General features: G+C 47.3%; 19 protein-coding genes and 1 tRNA gene. 10 read left to right on the top strand and 10 right to left on the bottom strand.

The window, feature by feature from the left end:
- Window positions 1-81: 81 nt before the first annotated feature.
- The 4 genes from AC4IFB_RS11380 to rdgB all read left to right on the top strand — a co-directional run bounded on the left by AC4IFB_RS11380 (window position 82) and on the right by rdgB (window position 4,178).
- Window positions 82-1,563: a helicase HerA-like domain-containing protein gene (locus AC4IFB_RS11380; protein WP_490774946.1), complete on the top strand. Its 1,482-nt coding sequence runs from the start codon at window positions 82-84 to the stop codon at window positions 1,561-1,563.
- 115 nt (window positions 1,564-1,678) lie between these two features.
- Window positions 1,679-2,371 (top strand): SOS response-associated peptidase, encoded by a 693-nt coding sequence (locus tag AC4IFB_RS11375; protein ID WP_490780224.1) that lies wholly within the window; start codon window positions 1,679-1,681, stop codon window positions 2,369-2,371.
- 197 nt (window positions 2,372-2,568) lie between these two features.
- On the top strand, window positions 2,569-3,285 hold the full coding sequence (gene rph, locus AC4IFB_RS11370; protein ID WP_490774944.1) for a ribonuclease PH: 717 nt from the start codon (window positions 2,569-2,571) through the stop codon (window positions 3,283-3,285).
- Window positions 3,286-3,569: 284 nt separating this feature from the next.
- Window positions 3,570-4,178, top strand: a complete 609-nt coding sequence (gene rdgB / locus AC4IFB_RS11365; RefSeq protein ID WP_490780223.1) for an RdgB/HAM1 family non-canonical purine NTP pyrophosphatase — start codon at window positions 3,570-3,572, stop codon at window positions 4,176-4,178.
- A gap of 444 nt (window positions 4,179-4,622) precedes the next feature.
- On the opposite strand, the gene AC4IFB_RS11360 is transcribed toward rdgB, so the two are convergent.
- A complete protein-coding gene (locus AC4IFB_RS11360) occupies window positions 4,623-7,031 on the bottom strand; it encodes a cache domain-containing protein (RefSeq protein ID WP_490780222.1) in 2,409 nt (802 codons plus the stop codon).
- 310 nt (window positions 7,032-7,341) lie between these two features.
- On the opposite strand from AC4IFB_RS11360, the gene AC4IFB_RS11355 reads away from it, so the two are divergent.
- Complete coding sequence (locus AC4IFB_RS11355; protein WP_490774941.1) at window positions 7,342-7,794, top strand: response regulator; 453 nt, start codon at window positions 7,342-7,344, stop codon at window positions 7,792-7,794.
- Window positions 7,794-10,286: an EAL domain-containing protein gene (locus AC4IFB_RS11350; RefSeq protein WP_490780221.1), complete on the top strand. Its 2,493-nt coding sequence runs from the start codon at window positions 7,794-7,796 to the stop codon at window positions 10,284-10,286. Before AC4IFB_RS11355 ends, AC4IFB_RS11350 begins: the two co-directional genes overlap by 1 nt.
- An 80-nt stretch (window positions 10,287-10,366) precedes the next feature.
- Here AC4IFB_RS11350 and AC4IFB_RS11345 read toward each other — a convergent pair whose 3' ends face one another.
- The 4 genes from AC4IFB_RS11345 to AC4IFB_RS11330 are packed head-to-tail and all read right to left on the bottom strand — an operon-like array spanning window position 10,367 to window position 13,411.
- Window positions 10,367-11,746 carry a TRAP transporter large permease gene (locus AC4IFB_RS11345; RefSeq protein WP_490774939.1) on the bottom strand — a complete coding sequence of 460 codons (1,380 nt, stop codon included), beginning with the start codon at window positions 11,744-11,746 and terminating at the stop codon, window positions 10,367-10,369.
- Window positions 11,746-12,294 carry a TRAP transporter small permease subunit gene (locus tag AC4IFB_RS11340; protein ID WP_490774938.1) on the bottom strand — a complete coding sequence of 183 codons (549 nt, stop codon included), beginning with the start codon at window positions 12,292-12,294 and terminating at the stop codon, window positions 11,746-11,748. The genes AC4IFB_RS11345 and AC4IFB_RS11340 overlap by 1 nt, the downstream gene beginning before the upstream one ends.
- A 10-nt stretch (window positions 12,295-12,304) precedes the next feature.
- Window positions 12,305-12,652 carry a DUF2782 domain-containing protein gene (locus AC4IFB_RS11335; RefSeq protein WP_490774937.1) on the bottom strand — a complete coding sequence of 116 codons (348 nt, stop codon included), beginning with the start codon at window positions 12,650-12,652 and terminating at the stop codon, window positions 12,305-12,307.
- A 36-nt stretch (window positions 12,653-12,688) separates the two neighbouring features.
- Entirely contained in the window at window positions 12,689-13,411 is a 723-nt protein-coding gene (locus AC4IFB_RS11330; RefSeq protein ID WP_490774936.1) for an LOG family protein, read from the bottom strand.
- A 419-nt stretch (window positions 13,412-13,830) separates the two neighbouring features.
- Here AC4IFB_RS11330 and rep point away from each other — a divergent pair, with 419 nt between their 5' ends.
- Window positions 13,831-15,834 (top strand): DNA helicase Rep, encoded by a 2,004-nt coding sequence (gene rep / locus AC4IFB_RS11325; RefSeq protein WP_490780220.1) that lies wholly within the window; start codon window positions 13,831-13,833, stop codon window positions 15,832-15,834.
- Window positions 15,835-15,876: 42 nt separating this feature from the next.
- Here rep and AC4IFB_RS11320 read toward each other — a convergent pair whose 3' ends face one another.
- Entirely contained in the window at window positions 15,877-16,386 is a 510-nt protein-coding gene (locus tag AC4IFB_RS11320) for a c-type cytochrome (protein ID WP_490774934.1), read from the bottom strand.
- A 180-nt stretch (window positions 16,387-16,566) separates the two neighbouring features.
- Here AC4IFB_RS11320 and AC4IFB_RS11315 point away from each other — a divergent pair.
- Window positions 16,567-16,643, top strand: a tRNA-Arg gene (locus tag AC4IFB_RS11315).
- A 691-nt stretch (window positions 16,644-17,334) separates the two neighbouring features.
- Here the strand turns inward: AC4IFB_RS11315 and AC4IFB_RS11310 are convergent.
- A complete protein-coding gene (locus AC4IFB_RS11310; protein ID WP_490775344.1) occupies window positions 17,335-17,862 on the bottom strand; it encodes an REP-associated tyrosine transposase in 528 nt (175 codons plus the stop codon).
- 411 nt (window positions 17,863-18,273) lie between these two features.
- On the opposite strand from AC4IFB_RS11310, the gene AC4IFB_RS11305 reads away from it, so the two are divergent.
- Complete coding sequence (locus tag AC4IFB_RS11305) at window positions 18,274-18,987, top strand: GDSL-type esterase/lipase family protein (protein WP_490775341.1); 714 nt, start codon at window positions 18,274-18,276, stop codon at window positions 18,985-18,987.
- 76 nt (window positions 18,988-19,063) lie between these two features.
- Here AC4IFB_RS11305 and AC4IFB_RS11300 read toward each other — a convergent pair whose 3' ends face one another.
- The gene (locus AC4IFB_RS11300) at window positions 19,064-19,534 is read right to left on the bottom strand and encodes a hypothetical protein (RefSeq protein WP_490775342.1); all 471 of its coding nucleotides are present in this window, start codon (window positions 19,532-19,534) and stop codon (window positions 19,064-19,066) included.
- A 359-nt stretch (window positions 19,535-19,893) separates the two neighbouring features.
- Here AC4IFB_RS11300 and AC4IFB_RS11295 point away from each other — a divergent pair, with 359 nt between their 5' ends.
- Window positions 19,894-20,439 carry a PEGA domain-containing protein gene (locus tag AC4IFB_RS11295; protein ID WP_490780219.1) on the top strand — a complete coding sequence of 182 codons (546 nt, stop codon included), beginning with the start codon at window positions 19,894-19,896 and terminating at the stop codon, window positions 20,437-20,439.
- A 335-nt stretch (window positions 20,440-20,774) separates the two neighbouring features.
- Here AC4IFB_RS11295 and AC4IFB_RS11290 read toward each other — a convergent pair whose 3' ends face one another.
- Window positions 20,775-21,425, bottom strand: a complete 651-nt coding sequence (locus AC4IFB_RS11290) for a c-type cytochrome (RefSeq protein ID WP_490777043.1) — start codon at window positions 21,423-21,425, stop codon at window positions 20,775-20,777.
- A 90-nt stretch (window positions 21,426-21,515) separates the two neighbouring features.
- Window positions 21,516-22,778 carry a hypothetical protein gene (locus AC4IFB_RS11285; RefSeq protein ID WP_490777044.1) on the bottom strand — a complete coding sequence of 421 codons (1,263 nt, stop codon included), beginning with the start codon at window positions 22,776-22,778 and terminating at the stop codon, window positions 21,516-21,518.
- Window positions 22,779-22,789: the final 11 nt, after the last annotated feature.

Here is a 22,789-nt window from a genome sequence, read left to right as displayed (position 1 = left end):
TTCACGGAGTCTACCCCAACTGTCGCGATTGACCAGTATAGAAGGTAAATCTTTGTCAACTAACAGATCAGGACCAAAACCATGACAAACAACAATATTCTGCTCGGCGGGAACGGCGACCGACAGATTCTTCTAAACGCCGGCATGGCCAACCGTCATGGTCTGATCACAGGCGCAACCGGTACTGGTAAAACAGTAACCCTGCAAGTTCTCGCCGAATCATTCTCTCGCCTTGGTGTGCCTGTGTTTACCGCTGACGTGAAAGGCGACCTGTCAGGACTCGCAGGTGCAGGCAAGGCTCACCCCAAAATTACTGAACGTCTCGAATATATCGATATTGAAGGACATGACTTTGAACCTTGCCCAGTACTGTTCTGGGATGTATTCGGTAAACAGGGTCATTCGGTACGCACTACGATCTCAGAGATGGGCCCCACTCTTCTGGCCAATCTTTTAGAACTCAACGAGACCCAGGAGGGTGTACTTCAGATCGCCTTCAGCCTCGCCGATGACGAAGGCCTGCTACTGCTTGATCTGAAAGATCTTCGATCCATGCTCAACTGGGTAGCAGATAATGCCAAGGATCTACAGCGGGAGTATGGCCGGGTTTCCCGGCAGAGCGTCAGTGCAATCCTGCGCAGACTACTGACTCTGGAAGAGGCTGGTGGAGAGATCTTTTTCGGTGAGCCCGCGATTCGTATCGAAGATCTGATGCAGAATGACTTCTCCGGTCGGGGCGTGGTCAGCATTCTTGATGCCACCACCCTCTATCACTCACCCCGTATCTACGCCACCTTCCTGCTGTGGCTGCTTTCGGAACTGATGGAAGAGTTGCCTGAACGTGGTGATGCCGACCTGCCCAAGCTGGTGTTCTTTTTTGACGAAGCCCACCTCCTTTTCAGCCACGCACCAAAAGCGCTACTGGAAAAGATCACCCAAGTCGTGCGACTGATTCGTTCCAAGGGGGTTGGTGTATTTTTTATTACCCAATACCCTAACGACGTCCCCGATCAGGTCATCGGGCAATTGGGTAACCGCATTCAACATGCACTGCGCGCCTTCACTCCAAAAGACAGGAAATCGGTCAAAGCAGCAGCACAAACCTTCCGTGAGAATCCCGCCTTTGATACTGAAGAGATGATCAGCAACCTGGGCGTGGGTGAAGCCTTGATCTCCACCCTGGATGAAAAGGGTGTTCCAAGCATGGTGGAGAAGACCCTGATGTCCCCACCTCGATCCCAGTTCGGCCCTATCTCTGCAGAGGAGCGAAAAAAGATCATCGATCGCTCACCGCTCAAATCCAGGTATAGTGAATTGGTCGACCGGGACTCCGCCTATGAATTGCTGAAAAAGCGTGAGGAAGAGTTGATCAAACGCCGTGAGCAGCAAGCCAGCGAAGCAGCTGCTGAAAAACAGGCCAATAGTAGTAAACGCAGTAGCGGCGGCTCAAAGAGACAAGGCGTTGGCGAAGCCTTTGCTAAATCGATCGCACGAGCCATCGGTTCAAATCTTGGAAAGCAGATCATCAGAGGGATATTGGGATCGATTATGGGTAAACGCTAGTGAGAGGCGCGGTAAGTTCGGCAAGTCATAGTTCTGATGCGGATTTGCAGTAGCTTGGATCCTATGACGGTTACTAATATTCTATTGGGCAGGATTAAATACTCGGGTTAAACCAATGTGCGGCAGATTCTATCTTGATGTGATGCAGGAGGAGCTTGAAGCCTACTTTGACCTTCAATCATCTCTCATCTCTGTCACACCAAGATATAACATCGCACCTGCTCAAGAGATCCTTGCCGTGGTCTCTCTGCAACAAAAAAGAGAGATAAAAGGGTTTCATTGGGGCTTGATTCCATCCTGGGCAAAAGATGAAAAGATCGGCTACAAATGCATCAATGCCAGAGCAGAAACCGTCGATAGCAAACCCGCCTTCCGTTCAGCATTTAAAACCCGACGCTGCCTGATTCCTTGTAGCGGATTCTTTGAATGGAAAAGTGAAAACAGAATCAAGCAACCCTACTGCTTCCGACCAACCACACAGCCGATGTTTGCACTGGCAGGTCTCTATGAGCATTGGCAAGACGCATCAGGCAGACAGATCGATTCCTGTACGATCATTGTTGGAGAGGCGAATAGGGATGTCGCTCCCATCCATGACAGGATGCCGATCATCCTGGCAGCAGATGATTTTGAGAACTGGCTTAATCCCGAGATCCAAACCAGGCAGACCCTTACCCCCCTGTTGAGGGCATGGCCAGATGGTAACATCGAGCACTACCCAGTAAGCCTGGAACTCAACAATCCCAGGAACAACCATCCGGATTTAATAATAAATTACGATAAAACAGATCAATTCAGACTCTTGTAGCCGAGCACAATTGAAGTGGCGCTGTTTTTAGAATTATTGTTTCTGAATTTGTGAACTCTTATTTCCCTAAGCTGACATCCAATCCCTTATAACCCATAATAGCGCCCCCAAGAATCGGATTGGCAATCAAGATCTCTATCCACGACTTGTTCATAGACACCTAAATTTTCATTTTCCCCAAGGAGACCCCCTGCGACATGAGACCTTCCGGACGCAAGCCTGATGAGCTGAGAAAGATCAGCATAACCCGCCACTACACAAAACACGCAGAAGGATCAGTATTGGTCTGTTTTGGTGATACACAAGTATTATGTACTGCCAGCGTGGATGAATCGGTTCCCAGGTTTCTCAAAGGCGCTGGTCAGGGCTGGATCACCGCAGAGTATGGAATGCTACCCAGATCGACCACTGATCGCATGGGACGGGAAGCTGCCCGGGGTAAGCAGGGAGGAAGAACCCTCGAGATACAGCGTTTGATCGGGCGCTCTCTTCGTGCTGCCGTTGACTTAAAAGCACTCGGCGAACGAACCATCACCCTGGACTGTGACGTCATTCAGGCCGATGGAGGTACGCGTACTGCCTCGATTACCGGTGCTTGCGTAGCTCTGGTGGATGCCATAGAGCATGTCCGCGGAAAGGGCCAACTGAAAGAGAGCCCACTACTGAGCATGGTCTCCTCAGTCTCTGTTGGCATCTACCAAGGCACGCCAGTGCTCGATCTCGACTACGCCGAAGACTCAAATGCCGAGACAGACATGAATGTAGTGATGAATGAAAATCAGGGTTTCATCGAAGTACAAGGTACTGCCGAAGGCAATGCCTACAGTCGCGATGAATTGAATGCAATGCTTGATTTGGCGAATCAGGGTGTAGACCAGATCTGCAAAATTCAGCATCAAGCTCTGGCAACCTAGAGATGTAGAGACTGAGGAACCTCTGATTGATTCAAGGCCGGGAGATTGTCTGCCTCTGAGTTGCTCTGAGATTCCCTGGTTTGAGTTCAAAAGAGATACCCCGTTCTTGCTCCCGCATTGAGCAGCGTTTAACAGATAGTACCAATAATGTGAAGTCGCCCCTTCGATTATTCGCTAGGCTGGAACGTTAGATATATAAGGGTGATAAAATATGAAGCTGCCAAGCACAGTCTTCAGGTAAGTCGCCCAAAGCATAGTAATTATTGGGCGAGAGGTTAAGCAAAATGAGTGGACATCACGTAGGCGAACAGATCGTATTGGCCAGTAACAATACCGGCAAGGTTCGCGAGATCAATCAGCTACTGACGAGTGAGCAAATCACAGTTGTACCGCAAAAGGATTTTAATATTCCTGACGCGATTGAAGATGGCCTCAGCTTCGTAGAGAACGCGATCAAGAAAGCGCGCCATGCTTCAAGCCTTAGTGGACTGCCAGCTATTGCTGATGACTCAGGTATTGAGGTAGATGCCCTGAATGGCGCACCTGGTATCTACTCCGCCCGCTTTGCTGGCTCGGGGGCTTCCGATGAAGAGAATTTAAACAAACTTCTAGAGCATCTGAAAGAGATTCCCGAGGCAAAACGCACTGCTCGCTTTCAATGCCTGATGGTCTTTATGCGACACTCAGAAGACCCGACACCTATCATCTGTCAGGGCACCTGGGAGGGGCGTATTTTATTTGAACCACAGGGTGAGAATGGTTTCGGCTACGACCCGGTATTCTATGTACCTAGCCACGACTGCAGTTCTGCACAACTAAATCCTGAGACTAAGAACAGCCTCAGTCACAGAGGGCAAGCCCTTAAATTATTACTCCAGACTCTTACTAAATAAACGTATCATAGTAAATACTCGACTCAGTGAGGCCCACCTTGACCAGGGTAATGGCATGAACTACTGAGCTACAGTAAAATAGTCACACAAATTTTCAGCCTCACAAATGCCTTACAAACTTTCTCTTCATAAAGAGTATTCCGTAAAACAAACCTTGTAGAGCGAATAGGCTGGGGCCATGCCCCAGCTCTACAGCTGTATATAGTGTAGCGGCCAAGTGTTAGATAAACAGCATATGACAACTCTTGATCTATAGTTGGTTATAAATTCTCACCTGACCATATTCCATATATAGTTGCCAGGATTGGTAAAGGAGTCGACACCACGATTCATACCCCCATTCGATTCATTGTAGGCCCCATTGTCGCAACAGATGGTGTCATAACTTGCATGCTCTGACGCATTGCGTCTATATCATCAGCCATCATCGAATAGACTTCAGTTTTACGCAGTTTTTTTCAATGGCAATTCAAAACTGAAAGTTGCCCCCTCACCCTGGACGCCATGAGCATCCACACGCCCACCATGTTTTGCAATGAAGCGTTCAACTATTGCTAAACCCACTCCTGTACCCTCAAACTCATCCATACCCTGTAAACGCTGAAACATTACGAACAGTTTATCTTTGTACTCATTACTGAATCCTATACCATTATCGCTGATCGAGTAGCGGATGTAACCATCGTGTACTTCACCTTTAACTTCGATGACAACCGGGTCTTTTGATACTGAAAATTTAACTGCATTATTTATTAAATTAAATATAACCTGCCGGATTGCACTTGGATCTGCTTTAACTGCAGGCAGATTGTTATAATGAACTACAATATTACTATCTTGATATTGTTCTTTTACACTCTCGCATACGTTTTTAACGAGCTGTTCCATATCGACTTGTTGTATAACAAGATCCACCCTGCCCGCACGGGAAAAAGCCAGAATATCATCGATTAATTCTCCCATCTTGCAGGCATTATTCTGAACAATTCCAAATAGTCTTAGCCCCTCATCATCCAAGCTATCCCTATACTCATCTTTCAGTATTGTTAAAAAACCGTCGATTGCACGTAATGGTGAACGTAGATCATGAGATATGGAATAACTGAACCCTTCCAGATCTCGATTGGCTTGCTCCAATTGATCAGTTCTTGCCATTAACTCCGTGGTTCTTTGTTTAACTGCCAGTTCTAATTTCTCACGATAGCTTTCTCTTTCAAATTCTGCTAACTTTTGCTCTGTTATATCCCTTGCCTGCTCAAATCTTACGTAATGACCGTCATGCCACTCTATGGCACGATCGTTGATGCTATACCATCTTTTATCTTGTACATTCTCGAATTCCCAAACATGAACATTGCCTAAGTTAGCTCCAAATATTAAATGATTAGTACAAAAATCACAGGGCTGATCTTTACCCTGTAGCATTCTATAACACTTTCTTCCTAAAGCATCTTCACCAAATTTACTCTTAAACGCATCATTAACAAATAACAGCTCATATGTTTCCGGATCAGACAAATAGATCACATCATCAATACAGTTGAAGACATCTATAAGTTTTTGTTCTGCTTTCTGTCTAGACTCCAGCATTACATTCGCACTTCTTGCTAAATCCTTAAACTCTGTAAAATAGAGCTGATGAACATCAATCGGCTTCGCTTCATCTGCTTTACGTAAGAAAAATTTACTGAAGTGGGTGATTTCTTTATCAAATCCTCTGACAGTCAAAAAAACCAACCAGGCAGTTATCACATACAGCGCCACTATAATCAACACACCATATAATACGGTCTGTTTCAACATATTGGATACCAAATCGTCCTGGATTGGCTGCGCTTCATATAGATCATCAAGATAAAACCCTGTACCTATAATCCACTCCCACTCAGGATAGGCCATTGTGTAACTCACCTTATTCGCTTGAGATACAATTTTTTCTTGTGACTCTTTCGAATTTAAGTATTGCAATCTATTGCTATCCCCTTCCTGCTCATACCGCTCCCACTTATAACTTACATATCCGCCACCCTGTTTACTCGCCTTGAGTAATTGATCAAATAATTCAGTACCATTCAGATTCGTCAGTTCTCTTATATTTCGTCCAATTATCTCTGGTGAGAGATGAGTCAGACAGATACCATCATATTGATAGGTGAACATGTAACCATTATCATGGTCACCGTAGTGCATATCTTTTATCAAAGTTAGTGCACGATGCTTTGCTCGCTCATCGACTTGCTTATCTGAGATTCCAATTAAAATCAAGAAATCGAATGAAGAAAAGTACTGAACAATAAATGAATACTTTTCATTCACTTTAGTAGTAACCCTGCAAACCTTTGAAGAACCTGGTTGCTCTATCAGCGCTGTAATACAACTCTGTTCAATATTGATCGGATAGTTACTCTGGTTTTGTCGACTGCTGAATAGAACATCGCCTCCTTGCTCAAGAATAAATATTGAATCAAAATGGCTTGATCCTAGGATTGGTTTCAACTCATCCAAAGCTATATGACGTAGAGTATCCAACGATTTGAATGAACCCTCATCCTGATCCAGAGCCTGTAGTATTTGTAGCGTGATAGAGAGGTACTCTTCGCCTCGCTGCATAAACTCTTTTCTGCTATCACTACGAATTTCTTCTATTTTTGCAAGCACATGTTCGACCTCATGCTTGACTATCTGTTTGTGTAGATCAATAAAACGTCGTTCAACCTGATCCTTCTGAATATCGTTTATATTCATTAAATTGTTTAACCACAACAATGAGACAAGCAGCAACGGCAGCAGAACAATTAGAAAATATGTTGTAGGAATGAACCAACTCAGTTTCCTTGGTACAGGGATCATCATATCTCCTGAAATCCTGTTAATCCTTGATTACGCTTCAATGCTATCTTTAGAGCATATTTTAAGCTATATAGTAAACTATGACTTGGAGATGTTAACCATAGGATAATTTTAAATATATATACTTCTGATTACGACTAAACTACCACGTAGTGCGATAACCATTAATAATCATGGAGTAATATCTATTCTCAATGGAGTATTTATGCCAATTTCCTACAAGGGTAACTTCTCCCTCTAAGCAAAATCTAATCTACTCTTAGTAATTTACTATAAAGGATTTCACCATTTCAAAGGAACTTCTGTATTAGTTATGAAGGACACTATAGTTGACATTTTACTGGTTGAAGATAATCCCAATGATGCGGAACTGGCAATCCATGCACTAAAAAGACACCGTCTTGCGAATAGATTACACTGGGTTAAAGATGGTGTAGAGGCACTTGATTATATCTTCTTTCGAGATACCTATTCCGACCGAAACCCTGAACTTCCACGAGTTATTTTACTTGATTTAAGGTTACCAAAGCTTGATGGTATTCAGGTACTGACAGAAATCCGTAGTAATGAAAAGACGCGCGACATACCAGTTGTAGTACTAACTTCTTCTAAAGAGGACAAGGATCTTGTAAACACATATCGACTCGGTATAAACAGCTTTGTACCCAAACCCGTCATATTTAATGATTTTATTCACGTTGTATCTGACCTTGGTTTGTACTGGGTACTTGTCAACCGAGTACCCCCTCAAATAAGAGCTGATTGATGACGCATTCAATTAAGATTCTTATGCTCGAGGACAACCCCTTCGACGCCGAACTTATTGAACGTATACTGCGTAAAAGTGGATTGATATTTGAAATAAAAAGGATAGAAACTGAAGTACTATTTCTGCAATCCTTGATCACTTTTCAGCCTGACCTAATACTCTCTGACTATAATCTACCGCACTACAATGGCTTCAAGGCCCTCCTGGCAGTACAAGCCCTTGAACAGGATATTCCTTTTATTTTCGTAACCGGCGCTATCGGTGAAGAGGCATCGGTAAAAATGTTAAAACAAGGGGCTGTTGACTACATCCTGAAAGATCGTCTTGCAAGACTACCAGAAGCAGTCAATCGTGCAATTGAAGATAAACGCCAAAAACAGAATCTGAAAGCCAGTGAAGAGCGTTACCGACTACTCATGCAATCCAGTCAATATGGCATCTGGGACTGGAATCTAAAAACTGACTCGCTCTACCTCTCGCCTCAGTGGAAACAACAGTTAGGCTATCAGGATCAGGAACTTGAGAACAGTTTTTCGACATTCGAAAAGCTATTACACCCACAAGATAGAGACAAAGTTATAGCTACTATCAAATTATTTGTTACAACTCCAGAAGAGCAATGGAACATTGAATTTCGAATGCATCACAAAACTGATGGCTACAGATGGATTAATGCAAGAGCAAGCTACAAAACTGATACCAATGGTCAGGTTATACGAATGTTGGGCGTCCATATAGATATAACACAGCGACGCAATTCTGATGAAAAACTTCGTCAGGCAGCACAGGTTTTCAGCAGTACTATTGAAGGTGTGATCATTACAGACGCCAATGCAAATATACTTCGTGTCAATCCTGCTTTCGAAGAGATTACAGGATATACAAGTGAACAAGCTGTTGGTAAAAAACCCAGATTTCTACAGTCAGCCGATCACTCAAATGACACTCTGCATTCAATATGGCAAACACTGATATCAGATGGATATTGGAGCGGTGAAATACAGAATCAACGCGCCAACGGAAACAGCTATCCTGCATTAATGACCATTAGTGCTGTAAAGGACGAAAATAAAATAACAACAGGTTACGTCTGTCTTTTTGTTGACATCACACAATCCAAACGCACCGAAGAGCGCCTCGATTTCCTTGCTCACCATGACGCCCTAACAAAACTCCCCAACCGCTTACTTTTCAAGGCAAGACTCAATCAAGCCCTACAACACGCCATAAGAAACAAGAGCCAGGTGGCGACTATGTTCATAGATCTGGATCGGTTCAAAAACATCAACGACAGTATGGGGCACACTGTGGGTGATGAGTTACTACAACAGGTATCACAGCGCCTTCAACAATTGATACGTGCAGAAGACACACTTGCAAGGATCAGCGGCGACGAATTCGTTCTTATGATCGAAAACGAATTATCAGTGGAGAATATTACTCATGTATTGAATAAGATCATGAGGGCATTTCATCAACCCTTCGAACTCATGCATCACAAAGTGTTAATAACCTGCAGTATCGGCATTAGTATTTTCCCTGATGACGCACACGATTCTGATGCATTGGTACGAAATGCCGATGCAGCAATGTACAGAGCCAAAGAGCATGGCAGAAACACCTATGAGTTCTACACATCGGAAATGACTGCCAGTGCACTGGAACATGTATTCCTTGAAAATGCACTACATAATGCTCTCTCAGAAAATCAATTCTCTCAATATTACCAGCCACAGTTTCAATTGGATACTGGTCAGCTTATCGGCTGTGAAACCTTGATACGCTGGCAACATCCTCAAGAAGGCGCCATCCCACCTCACCGATTTATTCCATTGGCAGTACAAAATGGCACCATTCAGGAAATCGATTTCTGGATGTTTAGAACTGCATGTCTTCAAGGCAAAATCTGGCTTGACCAGGGTCTACCGGTTCAACATATATCTGTGAATATGACAGGCTCACAAATCCAGCACAAAGATTTTGCAGATAAGATTCATAACATTTTATTAGAGACAAACTTTCCAAAAGAACATTTGGAAATAGAGGTAACTGAGAGTTTTGTTATGCAACGTCCAGAGGTTGGAATCTACCAACTTCAAAAACTCTATGATAATGGAATCAGCATAGCTATAGATGATTTCGGCACCGGATACTCCTCCCTTAGTTACCTGAAAAAGCTACCGGTCAGTAAAATCAAACTTGATCGCTCATTTATCATGGATATCACAAAAGATAAAGATAGCCTTGCTATTGTCTGTGCAATCACCGATCTGGCAAAATCTCTAGGAAAAACTATTGTTGCAGAGGGGGTGGAAACACTTGAACAAGCTCAACAGTTGAGAGAGCTGGGATGTGAGCAAGTTCAAGGCTACTATTTTTGTCGTCCACAAAACGTTGATAAAATGACCGATCTACTACGCTCAGGCGAGAAACAAAGACCTCACTCGACTCGCATTCCTGCAGAGGAGATTAACAGCATCACCTACTAACCCTGTGAGCTGAGAATTTGCAGGACTTATAGATTCTTCAGGCTTTAACCTTTCATCACTTATAAAGTATCTATTCAACATTAACCATAAACAACATTTGGCAACCAGGTTGCCAACTGAGGCCAATAGGCCAGTAGAGCCAGCATCAGTAGCTGAATAACGATAAATGGAGCAACTCCACGATAGATCGCACCTGTAGTGATCTGTTTCGGCGCAACCCCCCGTAGATAGAAGAGGGCAAATCCAAACGGCGGCGTTAGAAATGAGGTTTGCAGATTTATTGCGATCATTACACCAAGCCATACCGGATCCAGCCCCATGGCCAACAGGATTGGCCCGACTATGGGAACAACCACAAAGGTTATCTCTATGAAGTCTAGAATAAACCCAAGCAGGAACATCACCAGCATGACCACAATCATCGCACCCACCACACCACCCGGTAAATTGGTCAACAGCTCGGTTACAACATCGTCACCACCATAGCCACGGAAAACCAATGAGAATAGAGAGGCTCCGATAAAAATCATAAACACCATACTGGTGACTTTAGTGGTGCCGGTAACAACCTCTTTCAAGGTTTTCAGGTTAAGCTGCCGCTGGCTAACTGCCAGCAACATGGCGCCAATCGCACCAACTGAGGCAGCCTCTGTAGGCGTTGCAAGACCGCCTAATATAGAACCCAGAACCGCTACGATCAGTAACAGTGGCGGCAGTAACACTTTAACCACTTTTGATAGTAAGGCCCCTCTCTCTTGCGTTTCATCGACAGGCATGGCGGGCACTGCATCGGGTTTCACTACTGCCATTAAAACGATATAGAGCAGATAGAGAAGTACCAGCATCAAGCCCGGCAACAAGGCACCGACGAAAAGGTCTCCCACTGATACGGTTTCTGGTGAGAATATCCCCATATCAAGCTGAGCCTGCTGGTAGGCAGCGGATAGCACATCACCCAGAAGAACCAGGATGATAGAGGGCGGAATAATCTGCCCCAGAGTTCCAGCTGCACAGATCACCCCGCAGGAGATGGCCGGGTCATAGTTACGCTTGAGCATCGTTGGCAGGGATAACAGACCCATGGTAACCACTGTCGCACCGACAATGCCTGTGCTTGCAGCCAGCAACATACCTACCAGGGTTACAGAGATACCCAGCCCTCCCCTTAACCTGCCAAACAGACTGGCCATGGTATCGAGCAGATTCTCTGCAACTCTGGAGCGCTCCAGCATAACCCCCATGAACACGAACAATGGCACGGCTATCAGTGTCTCATTGGTCATGATGCCATATAGCCGATTCGGTAAGGCATGCAGGAAAGCATCGTCGAAATGACCGGTTTGACTTCCTAACCAGGCAAAAGCCAGTGAAGTACCCCCCAGTGAGAAGGCAACCGGATAACCCAGCAACAAAACCAGGCACACCAAGAGAAACAGAATCAAAGGAAGATATTCAGCCATCAACGCTCAAGCTCGGTCGATGCCAACTCATGCCATCCGAATAGTCGACTCAAACAGCGGATTGTTATGGAGAATCCCTGCAGCATCAGTAGAGCAGCCATTACCAAAATCAGGGTTTTAAGCAGAAAAACCCCATCCAGCCCACCAACCTCCCGCGAGCCTTCGTAGAGAGACCAGGATTGTGAGACATAGTCCCAGCTGACGAAAAAGATAAACAGACAGACCGGCAGCAACAAGGTCAAGGTGCCTATCAGATCGATCCATGCCCTGCCCCGCTCAGAGAATTTTCGGTAGACAATATCGACCCGAACATGACCTTCGTGTTTGAGGGTATAGGCAGCACCAATCAGAAACAGGGCTGCATGCATGAAGGTGACCGATTCCTGAAGCCAGATCCAGCCCATTCCAAATACATAACGCAATATCACCACAGTCACGGTTACCAGGACCATCAGCAGACTCAACCATGAGACCGCTTGGCCCAACACTTCGTTTATCCTGTCAAAAACTTTTGCCAGGTTTTGAATTATTTCAACAAAGTGACTCATCGAACCCCATTCACCAGCGCAATAAGATCCATTGAGGTACTGAGATATTCGTTGGGTCGGTACTGCGAGAGTCAAACTCCCCATCCCCATCCCGATCACTCATGTAGTAGGACGGCCCGTTATCAGGATCGATTTTCACCATGTAGAGCTGACCATTTACCCGGTATTCAGTAATCGTACCTTCCTCCCGCTTAATGATCGTCACATCGGGTTCAATCACTTCACCATCGACGATCACTTCAGGCAGAGGCAACTCCGGCGGTTCTGGAACTGCAGTATCCTCAGCAATGGCTGAGAGGGCCACAAAAAAGCCAGCAGACAACAGGATTCTGATAGGTGTTTTCAGATGATCAATCATTTTCTCCCTCCATGGGAGAGGTCGTTAACAACAAAATCACAGCTCAAGCAGAATCTCCTGCTCAGCGGGAGAGGGCTCGAAACGCCGAGTCTCATAGTGGTCGAAAATCGCATCCACCACCTGTTGCGGCTGTTCGCATACCTGCACCAACTCGAGATCCTCCACATCGATGGTACCCGCCGGACAGAGGGTGTTGCGAAACCACTCCAGCAATCCACCCCAAAACTCCCCATCCACGAGGATAATTGGAATTTTACGGGTTTTCCCCGTCTGAACCAAAGTGAGTATCTCAGCCATCTCGTCCAGGGTGCCAAATCCACCCGGCAGAACCACATAGGCAGAAGCATGTTTGACGAACATCACTTTGCGGGCAAAAAAGTGGCGGAAGTTGAGGGCGATGTCCTGATAGGCATTTCCAGCCTGCTCCATTGGCAGCTGGATATTCAGTCCGATACTGGTTGATTTACCCTCGAAAGCGCCTTTATTGGCCGCCTCCATAATACCCGGCCCACCACCACTGACCACAGAGAAACCACTATCCGACAACAGCCGGGCAATCTCCTCCGCTAAAGCGTAGTGAGGATGATCCCTTGGCGTCCGCGCTGAACCAAAAAAACTCACCGAGGGGCTGATCTGAGCCAGTTGCTCAAAGCCCTCGACAAATTCAGCCATGATCTGAAATACACGCCAGGATTCACGGGTCAGCTGACCTTCTGCGCCAGCGCGTGGATTGCGGCGCCTATCTTGTGTTATTGCCATTAAAATCTCTACACTTTGAGCTCATTTCGGGAGATCTGTTCGGCCTATATCCAACCCCGTCCTGAAGACTAAAAAAATATACTGATTAAGCCGCAGTCACAGTGGATGATATCAGGCATTAGCCCCAACGGTAGTGTTTTAGTCTCGATTGCTTATCTCTGTATAGGGCCAAGCCATCTATATAGGAGACTTCACCACTCTTATCCAGTTGCCTGCCTCTCCTGGAAGGAGAAGGGATGCGCCTGGTCCAAGTATGATGTCTCACAACTTAGTTGGCAAAATAAGCCATGCCTGAACAAGTGGTTGCTGAGATATTTTGAAGTAGATCGGTTAGAAGCAACACAACACTGGTATTGAAATCAATAACACCACTGCGTAACCTTGCGCCTCTGCCGACCACTCTGGAAAACCAGCCATCTATGTCAGACCTTAATCCAAGACAGCAACAAGCGGTGAACTACATCGATTCGCCGCTACTTGTACTGGCTGGTGCAGGTAGCGGCAAAACCCGGGTGATCACCGCCAAAATTGGCTATCTGGTGAATAGATGCGGACACGATCCACAACACATAGCTGCGGTCACTTTCACCAACAAAGCAGCGCGAGAGATGAAAGAGCGTGTGGCCAAATCCCTGGGCAATCGATCGGAGAAGATGCCAAGGATATCCACCTTTCACAACCTTGGTCTCAACATCCTCCGCGAGGAGCTGAAAACCCTTGGCTTGAAACCCGGATTTTCGATCTTCGATCAACAGGATAGCGCCGCACTACTGAAGGACTTGCTGCGAAAGCAGAACCTCGGCGATGAGGCTGTGATCAACGCAGCTCAATGGACGATCTCTGCCTGGAAGAACGACCTGGTCACACCGGAACAAGCCCTGTCACAGGCTGAAAATGAGCTTCAGGTGGCTCAGGCCAACCTCTACACCGCCTATCTGCGTAGTCTAAAGGCCTTCAACGCCGTTGATTTCGATGATCTGATTCTGTTGCCTGTGCAGTTATTTCAAGACCACCCTGATCTACGGGAGCGGTGGCAAAACCGCATCCGCTATCTATTGGTGGATGAGTACCAGGACACCAATCAGGCCCAATATGAGCTGGTAAAACTGCTGGCCGGGGTGCGGGCCGCATTCACTGTGGTCGGTGACGATGACCAGTCGATCTATGCCTGGCGCGGTGCCAGACCTGAAAACCTGATCCGCCTGCAGAGCGATTTTCCCACTCTGAAACTGATCAAGCTGGAGCAGAATTATCGATCGAGCAGCCGCATTTTAAGGTCTGCCAACCAGCTGATCAGCAAGAATCCTCATGTGTTTGAGAAAAAACTCTGGAGTGAACTGGGCGTTGGCCCTGAATTGAGAGTGCTGGTCTGCCCCAATGAAGTTCAGGAGGCAGAGCGGGTTGTCTCCAAGATCATTCATCTAAAGTTTACCGCCAAGGCCAAAAATAGCGATTGCGCCATTCTCTACCGGGGTAATCACCAGGCCAAACTGTTCGAGAAGGCTCTACGCACTCATAATATTCCCTATTTCCTGAGTGGTGGCACCTCCTTTTTCTCCCGTACTGAGGTGAAGGATGGCATGGCCTATCTGCGCCTGCTGGCCAATCCGGAAGATGACAGTGCGTTTCTGCGCATCGTCAATACACCACGACGGGAGCTCGGCCCCAATACCCTGGAAAAGCTTGCTGAATATGCCCAGATAAGAGGCTGCGCCCTACTCCCGGCCTGCAATGAAATCGGCCTGCAGCATAAACTCAGCGCCCGTCCCTACGAACGCTTGCAACACTTCGCAAGACTGATTCAACACTACACTCAAAAGGCAGAGTCCGACCCTTCTGCCGCCTTCCGCAGCCTGATAGAGGAGATCGACTATCTCGACTGGCTGAAGGAGAATGCCAGCAGCGATGCCGTGGCTGAACGACGCATGGAAAACGTCACCGACCTTATGGACTGGTTAAAAGCACTACAGAACGGCGAACTACAGGAGAAGAGCCTCTCTGATATGGTCAACCACCTGACCCTGATGGATATGCTGGAGCGACAAGATGATGAGGAGCAGAAGGATCAGGTTCACCTGATGACCCTGCATGCAGCAAAAGGATTGGAGTTTCCCCACGTATTCCTGGTCGGTATGGAGGAGGAGCTACTGCCTCATCGCAGCAGCATTGAAGAGAATAATATCGAAGAGGAACGCAGACTCGCCTACGTGGGTATAACCAGAGCACAACGCACCCTGACCATGACCTATGCCAGTAAACGCAAGCGATTTGGCGAGATGATCGCCAGCGAACCGAGTCGCTTTCTGCAGGAACTGCCAGAGGATGACCTGTTATGGGAGGGCCGTGGCAGCAAACTCAGCAAAGAAGAGAAACAGGCGAGAGGATCGGCCTATCTGGCCAATCTCAAATCGATGCTCAACTGAGCGGCTCCAGCAGCCGCAAATGGCGGCGGCTGGAGCTGATTATCAGAGGGTCAAAATCCAATTGACCACAGCACGGATATTCTCATCCGCAATGTGGGCATTTGGTGGCATCGGGATCTGTCCCCAGGTACCCACGCCGCCAGCTTTCACCTTTGCCACCAGCATATCGGCAGCAGCGGCATCACCCTTGTATTTGGCGGCAACTTCCTTGTAGGCAGGACCGACAACCTTAACCTCGATCTGATGGCAGGCCATACAGCCGGAGGAGGTAGCCAGAGCCAGTTGATCACCACCGGAAGCGGCAGCTGCAGGTGCCGCAGCAGGCGCTGCTTCGGCTGCAGGCGCGGCTGCACTCTCCGCTACTGCAGGCGCTTCAGCGGGAGCTGCAGCTTCAGCCGGTTTGGCAGCACCCTCTACATTCACTTTACCGATGGGAGCAATGCGCTCCAATACATCACCACGATCTTCTGCCACAACCTGGGCAGAAACCAAAAGTGCAGCGGCCGCTACGCCGACCAACACACCAGACTTAGATACAACATTGATACTCACGGGCATAATCCTCCGTATTTCAATCGATTGCGCCCCATGTAACAGGCAATTCCAAAAAACCCGCCGATTATACCCGCCGACAGAAAAAAGAGCGAACAGGGTTGGACGGCACCCCTTGAGGGGGCTAAACTACGCTTCGCCGCGACACCTGCCCAAGAGGTCTAATCGCAGGCATCACAAGCGCCCGTAGCTCAGCTGGATAGAGTACCGCCCTCCGAAGGCGGGGGTCACAGGTTCAAATCCTGTCGGGCGCGCCAAATTCACTTTCACCGCAAAAAATAATCCGGATTTCGAGCTGAAGTCGGCCGATGCATTTCTCATTGTTACTAACGATGGCAGCTAATTCAGTATCCACGCTCCCCGGATTACGCTCTACTTCACCCAAACCGATGTAGCCAGGATGGAGCGCAACGGAATCCGGGGTTCATGCCCCCGGAATAGACCTCGCTTCATCCAGGCTACATCGTAAGACTGTTCTGAAGGGGTAACCTAATCCACACTCCGACTCCCCGGATTGCGCTCTACCCAACCCAAACCGGTGTAGCCTGGATGGAGTGCAACGGAATCCGGGGTCCATGCCCACAGAATAGACACCGCTTCATCCAGGCTACATCGTAAGACCGTTCGGAAGGGGTAACCTAATCCACCCTCCGACTCCCCGGATTACGCTCTACCCTACCCAAACTGGTGTAGCCTGGATGGAGTGCAACGGAATCCGGGATCCATGCCCACAGAATAGACACCGCTTCATCCAGGCTACATCGTAAGGCTGTTCAGATGGGGGAACCTAATCCACACTCCGACTCCCCGGATTACGCTCTACCCAACCCAAACTGGTGTAGCCTGGATGGAGTGCAACGGAATCCGGGGTCCATACCCACGGAATAGACACCGTTTCATACAGGCTACATCGTAAGGCTGTTCAGATGGGGGACGTAATCCAAGAATTCACTCTCCGTACTCACCCTCCCCGTCCAACTCACTTCCAGCCCAATCCAAGGGATAGACGCCCTGCCTTACAAATTTGTGAAACGTGGAATAGGGCCAATCCCTCACCCGCTTCACCAAACCATGTTTTACCGGATTGAAATGGATGTACTCGATATGGCGCCTGAAATCCTCTTCATCTCGAATCCTGTGCTCCCAATAACGCCGCTGCCACAGGTTGTATTCACCCTTTGAATTTTTAGAAAGCGCTACTCCTCCCTTCACCAAGGTACGGGTGAAACGGCCCTTGATCTGACGCCATCGCCCTGCATAGTCACCATCATCCGCTGGCAGTGTCCACACTGTGTGAAGGTGCTCCGGCAAAACCACGAAAGCGTCGATTCGGAACGGATGCTCCTCCCTTGCTCGCTTTACAACCAAGCGCAATTCATCGATCCTTTCAACCAGCGTACTAACTTGCCTGTTACGCAATGTCACAGTGAAGAAATAGGTACCGCCGGCCACACGGCTTCGTCGATAGCTCACCATAAATGCACTCCTTTGCAGTTTTGACATGGATGGAATCAGGGAGTCACGATCGGTAAACATCTTCAGCTACAAGTTCTTGTTACACCGGCATGACATATGGCCACAGTTCCCGGATTACGCTCCGCTCCATCCAGGCTACAGCAGTCTAGCCTGGATGGAGTGCGACGGAATCCGAAAGTATTAACATTTCAAACGGTGACTCTCCTGGAATCGCAGTCAAACTTTGGTCACTCGATCTCTGTTTTTTCTTAGGTATTATTGGTTTATGATCAGACAACCCGACTTAGACCGACTTAATCATACTTTGAGGGTTTCTAAGTAGTGGCCAGAAACAGTATGATTCGTTTATCAAAATTTCACATCTCGCCATATATAAGTAACTCACAAACACCAACAAGAGCCCATAACGCTATGAACCTGTTACGACTTGCGATCACGTTACTGATTCTCTACCCCATCGTATCTGTTTCCCAGGAGAACCCAGCAGCTGAGAGCATTCAGCCCAATCTGGTTGTTATCGGCGCCTCTTATGCCGAAAACTGGCCGATCGACAAGATCGGCTGTCTTGATGTCTTAAACAGAGGTATCAATGGGCAGGTATCCACAGAGGTTCTAGAGCGTTTTCAGAAAGATGCTCTGGAGGTCAATCCAAAGGCTGTACTGATCTGGGGATTCATTAACGACTTCTCCAACAACTCCCGTGAAGTTGCCGATGAAACCAGAGAGACCGCCATTCGGAATATCGAGGCGATGGCTGAAGCAGCCCACAAGGCTGGCGTTATTCCAGTATTGGCAACAGAGGTCACTATGGGTGCGCCAGATTCACTCATCGACAACCTGATGGGGTGGATTGGATCGATCAGAGGTAAACAGAGCTTTCAACAATATATCAGCAGCAATGTCATGGCGGCCAATGAGTGGATGCGGGGATACGCAAAACAAAAAAGTTTCCCTCTATTGGACATCGAGAAACTGATGACCAATGAAGAGGGCAATCGCAAGGCTGGTTATTTCACGCAAGATCTCTCACATATCACTGACAAGGCCTACCAGGACCTGGATGCTTACGCGATACCGGCTCTGGAGAAAGATCTGATAAAACCCTATCACTTATGCTCTGAGTAGTTGGAAGACCCTCGACTCACTTAAGAGTCGAGGGGACATCTTATTAACCCGCTACCTTATTAGACATGTTCAGGGCTTAAATAGAAACGCCCTGGCAATTTGTGGAGTAGATCGCGGTAACACGGTCTTTGGTGACCCGAACAGAATCAACATCGAGTTCCAGGGATTGAGGTATACCTGACTCGTGACGGAGCGTCGGATGAGGCTGACGATTCTTCCCCATCACATAGACCCTGTCGCCCAAGACTGCCTGCAAGGCACGAAAGCTACCTTTTGATTTAATGCCTCTTGCATTCAAATCATGCACAACCTGGTTGATATCTTCCAGCCGATAGACCCGACCATCCTCTTCCTGGTAGAGGGTATGTGTATTACCTTGGGCATCAAGACCAACCACCTTCTCTACCACCACCAGGGTATCCGGCCCATGGTTGGATAGTGCGTCTGTTTTGCCTAAAACCTGCTCATCAGCAGACAGGAGTGAAACCTGTAATAGCCCAAACACCACTATTGCGAAACTTCGTACTAAACTCGTAAAGCGCTTCATTTTTGCCTCCAATACCCGAGATCCGGGCATTCAATTCAATGCCAAATAGACACTGATGTGTAACTTGATTGCATAACATCTGTATTCAAGTTAGCCCTGAAAGCTTAAACGAACCTTAAAATGCGGGAATAATTTCCCAAAGTGTGAGCAATAACTTAAGCTTTAATTAAGGCTTAAGGAATCGGTGAGCAACCAAATATGCGCCGCTTCTGCGTTGCCGATCTTCTCGCTTGCTTTATACTCATTGCAACTACCGAATTGGATCTATCAGCCAGAGTATGATTGTCAATCATCTTGAAAGGTTAAAAAAATATAGCATGACTACCCAAGTATCGGCCCGCATAGGGGGTCTCTTAATTTTGTTCTCGCAACTACAATCCTGTACCGGCATCGGCGAACTACACGGTGAGATGCCTTTGCATATAGAAACCATACCCAGTGGCGCAACTGTCTATATCATGGAGAAGGCGATTGGAGAGACCCCTATCGATATTACACAAAGCCAGCTCTATCCCCCTGCTTATGAATCGAGCAAGAGAGATCTGTATGGCAAGATTAATATCCGCAAAAGAGAGTGCGATGATTACACTCAACGGGTGAAATACCAGGATTTCACCAAGGGCTTGAAGATCCAACTGGTGTGTGGCGAGTTATCTGCAAAGCGTGAAAAAATCGAGCAAGATGAGACTAAACCTGCCGATGCTGAAAACAGACCGGTTGAAAAAAATGAACGGGTCGAAGAACAACCCAAGGCATTAAATAACTCTGAGAATAAGGCAAAACAAACCATCTCTGATAACAGCATCAGGCAGCGCTTGATACGACTTGAGAGTTTGCATCAGGAGAATCTTATCAGTGATGAGGAGTATCAGTCAGCCCGCAAGAAAATCCTCAGCGAACTATAACGGTCATCCTCAACCTGATCAGCCTTTATTGGTGGAGCAGGGTCTCACTCTACATCTAACAGTGTCCGCTATGGCATAGCACTTGGTGGGGCATGGCCCCACCCTACGCACTGTCTATTTTGTTGGAGCGCCAATCAGCCCGCAAGAAAATCCTTAGCGAACTATATTGGTCAACCTGTACTTGATCAGCCTTTATTGGTGGGGCATGGCCCCACCCTACCTGTCCTTATAGGCGTAGGGTGGGGCCATGCCCCACCTATACAATGTTAATCATGCTGAGTAGCTTATCTTTATACTTCAGGCTTCAGCGATAAACGGATTCAAAAAGTAATCAGCTATTTTTTCGAAAGTAATCTTATGTAGCTGACAACCCCTTCGATCTCCTCTTCAGAGAGAATACCCTTCCAACCGGGCATCAAAGTTTTGCCTGGTGTCCCATAGGTGATCACTTCAGTCAAATAGCTATTTGGTTGCTTATCCATCTCAACACTGTTGGTGTGATTCTTCGCTTTCATAGACAACAATTCTGTCAACGGGCCATCGCCCTCTCCAGTTCTGCCATGACAGGCTGCACACTTTGCCATATAAACCTGCTGACCCACTTCGGGATCACCAGTCAAAGCATGCTTTGATTTTTGCAGAAAACGGATATAGGCAATCAGAGAATGTATTTGATTCTCAGGCATTGCCAACCCCCATTTTGGCATCTCGCTTTTCTCTGTACCGTGCTTGATGGTACCTTTGATCAGACCAAACAAGCGTGCATCATCGGTTTTGCCGTTAGTGGTAAGGTCTTCTGGCTCAGAGTCCAGTTTTTTTGCCAGGGGACCATCTCCTTTACCGCTGACACCATGACATAAAAAACAGGTTTGATTAAACAGGGTGTACCCTTCATAGGCACTTGCTGCTAAAACTGATGTTGAAATCAGACACAACGCACTGAACATCACTGCGAACTCGACAACTCTAGTAACAATTCTACTCATGAGTCTATCCTCATAGGTTTCTGACACTCCGCCCTCATGGCGAAGTTATCTGGGTATTGATTCGATAACCGATTAATAATCAACAGGGCATTAATAGCCGGCAAACAGCTGAAACAGCCATTTACTGTCACGCTCATCGGCACGGGAATCGATACCGCTTCCACTCTCTTTCACATAATAGAGCTCGAAACGGATATTCTGTGAGAACATATAGTTGCCGCCAATGGTTGTTGCATTGAACTTGTTGTCATCGTCAGAACCATCATCCAAGGTTCGATAGGCAAGAAATATATTCGCTTTATTAGGCAGCACGCCCAATTGCCCTAGTATCGCAAAAGAATCTGCATCTTCAGCACCATTACACACCCCACCATCTGCAAAATGTGTCAAACCGGTATTCGCTGCATCGGTACCTGAACATTGGCCAAAGCTACCGTAGAGCCCCAGCGGCATATTTCCGAGATTACCCTGCATCTGGGCATCAACCACCCAGCCATCCGTTGGAATAACACTATCATCTCCATGATTTTTCGCTTCAGCATCTCCGCTCCAGACCTGAACGCCAAAACCGGTATCCCAACTGCCGATAAAAGGGGTATAGGCCGCGCGAAAATAGTGGGCCAACCCTGAAGGTTTCACGGTTGTGTTGTTCTCCTCCCAACCAGGCACCCAGGGGGTATAATTTACAAAATAGTTATGACCTGAAGCCACCAGCGCTATACCCGTCGCTTCACCACTCCCCAAGCCCAAGGCTTGTGCAGCACTGAAACCCTTACGCTCTTCTATTGGACGTTGAGAACGCTGTGCTCCGGTATTCAGTAGTTCGAAACCATAACCCGCACCCAATCCGTCAGTTGAAAAGGGTATTACACTCAACTGTGTTGCGCCAAATTTGGCCACATTAAAGTGCACCTTAGTGGAGAGAAACGAGCTGCCATCCAACAAGCCGAGCTCCATAAGAAATCCAGCGTCCTTAGCCAACTTGCCACCTACCAGCAAGGCGGCCTCATCAGGCCACTCAATCCGGCCATAGTCGCTGCCTTCATCTGTATTGCCGTTGGTTTTCTGATAGCGAAGCTTGGTTACTACCGAGGCATTCAGCATCAGTGGCAAAGAGATATCATCTCCCTCAATCAGACCCTGGCCACCGGTAAGTGTGTACCCCCCAGCTCGAAACGAACGCCCAAATGAGTTCAGTGCAGGAAAGTGTTGGAAATGACAAGCGGTACAAGGCATGCTGGTTTGACGGGCAAACGCCGGTACTGCGGCTGCTTGCTCGTTTACCACCAAGCCACCCAAGAGTAGTAACAGGCACAAAGCTGTGCGATGTAGGTTTGCGAGGTTCAGACTCATTAATTTCTCCC

This window comes from Candidatus Thiodiazotropha sp. AKIB8, assembly GCF_058244675.1.
This window is presented reverse-complemented; position numbering and strand designations above follow the sequence as displayed.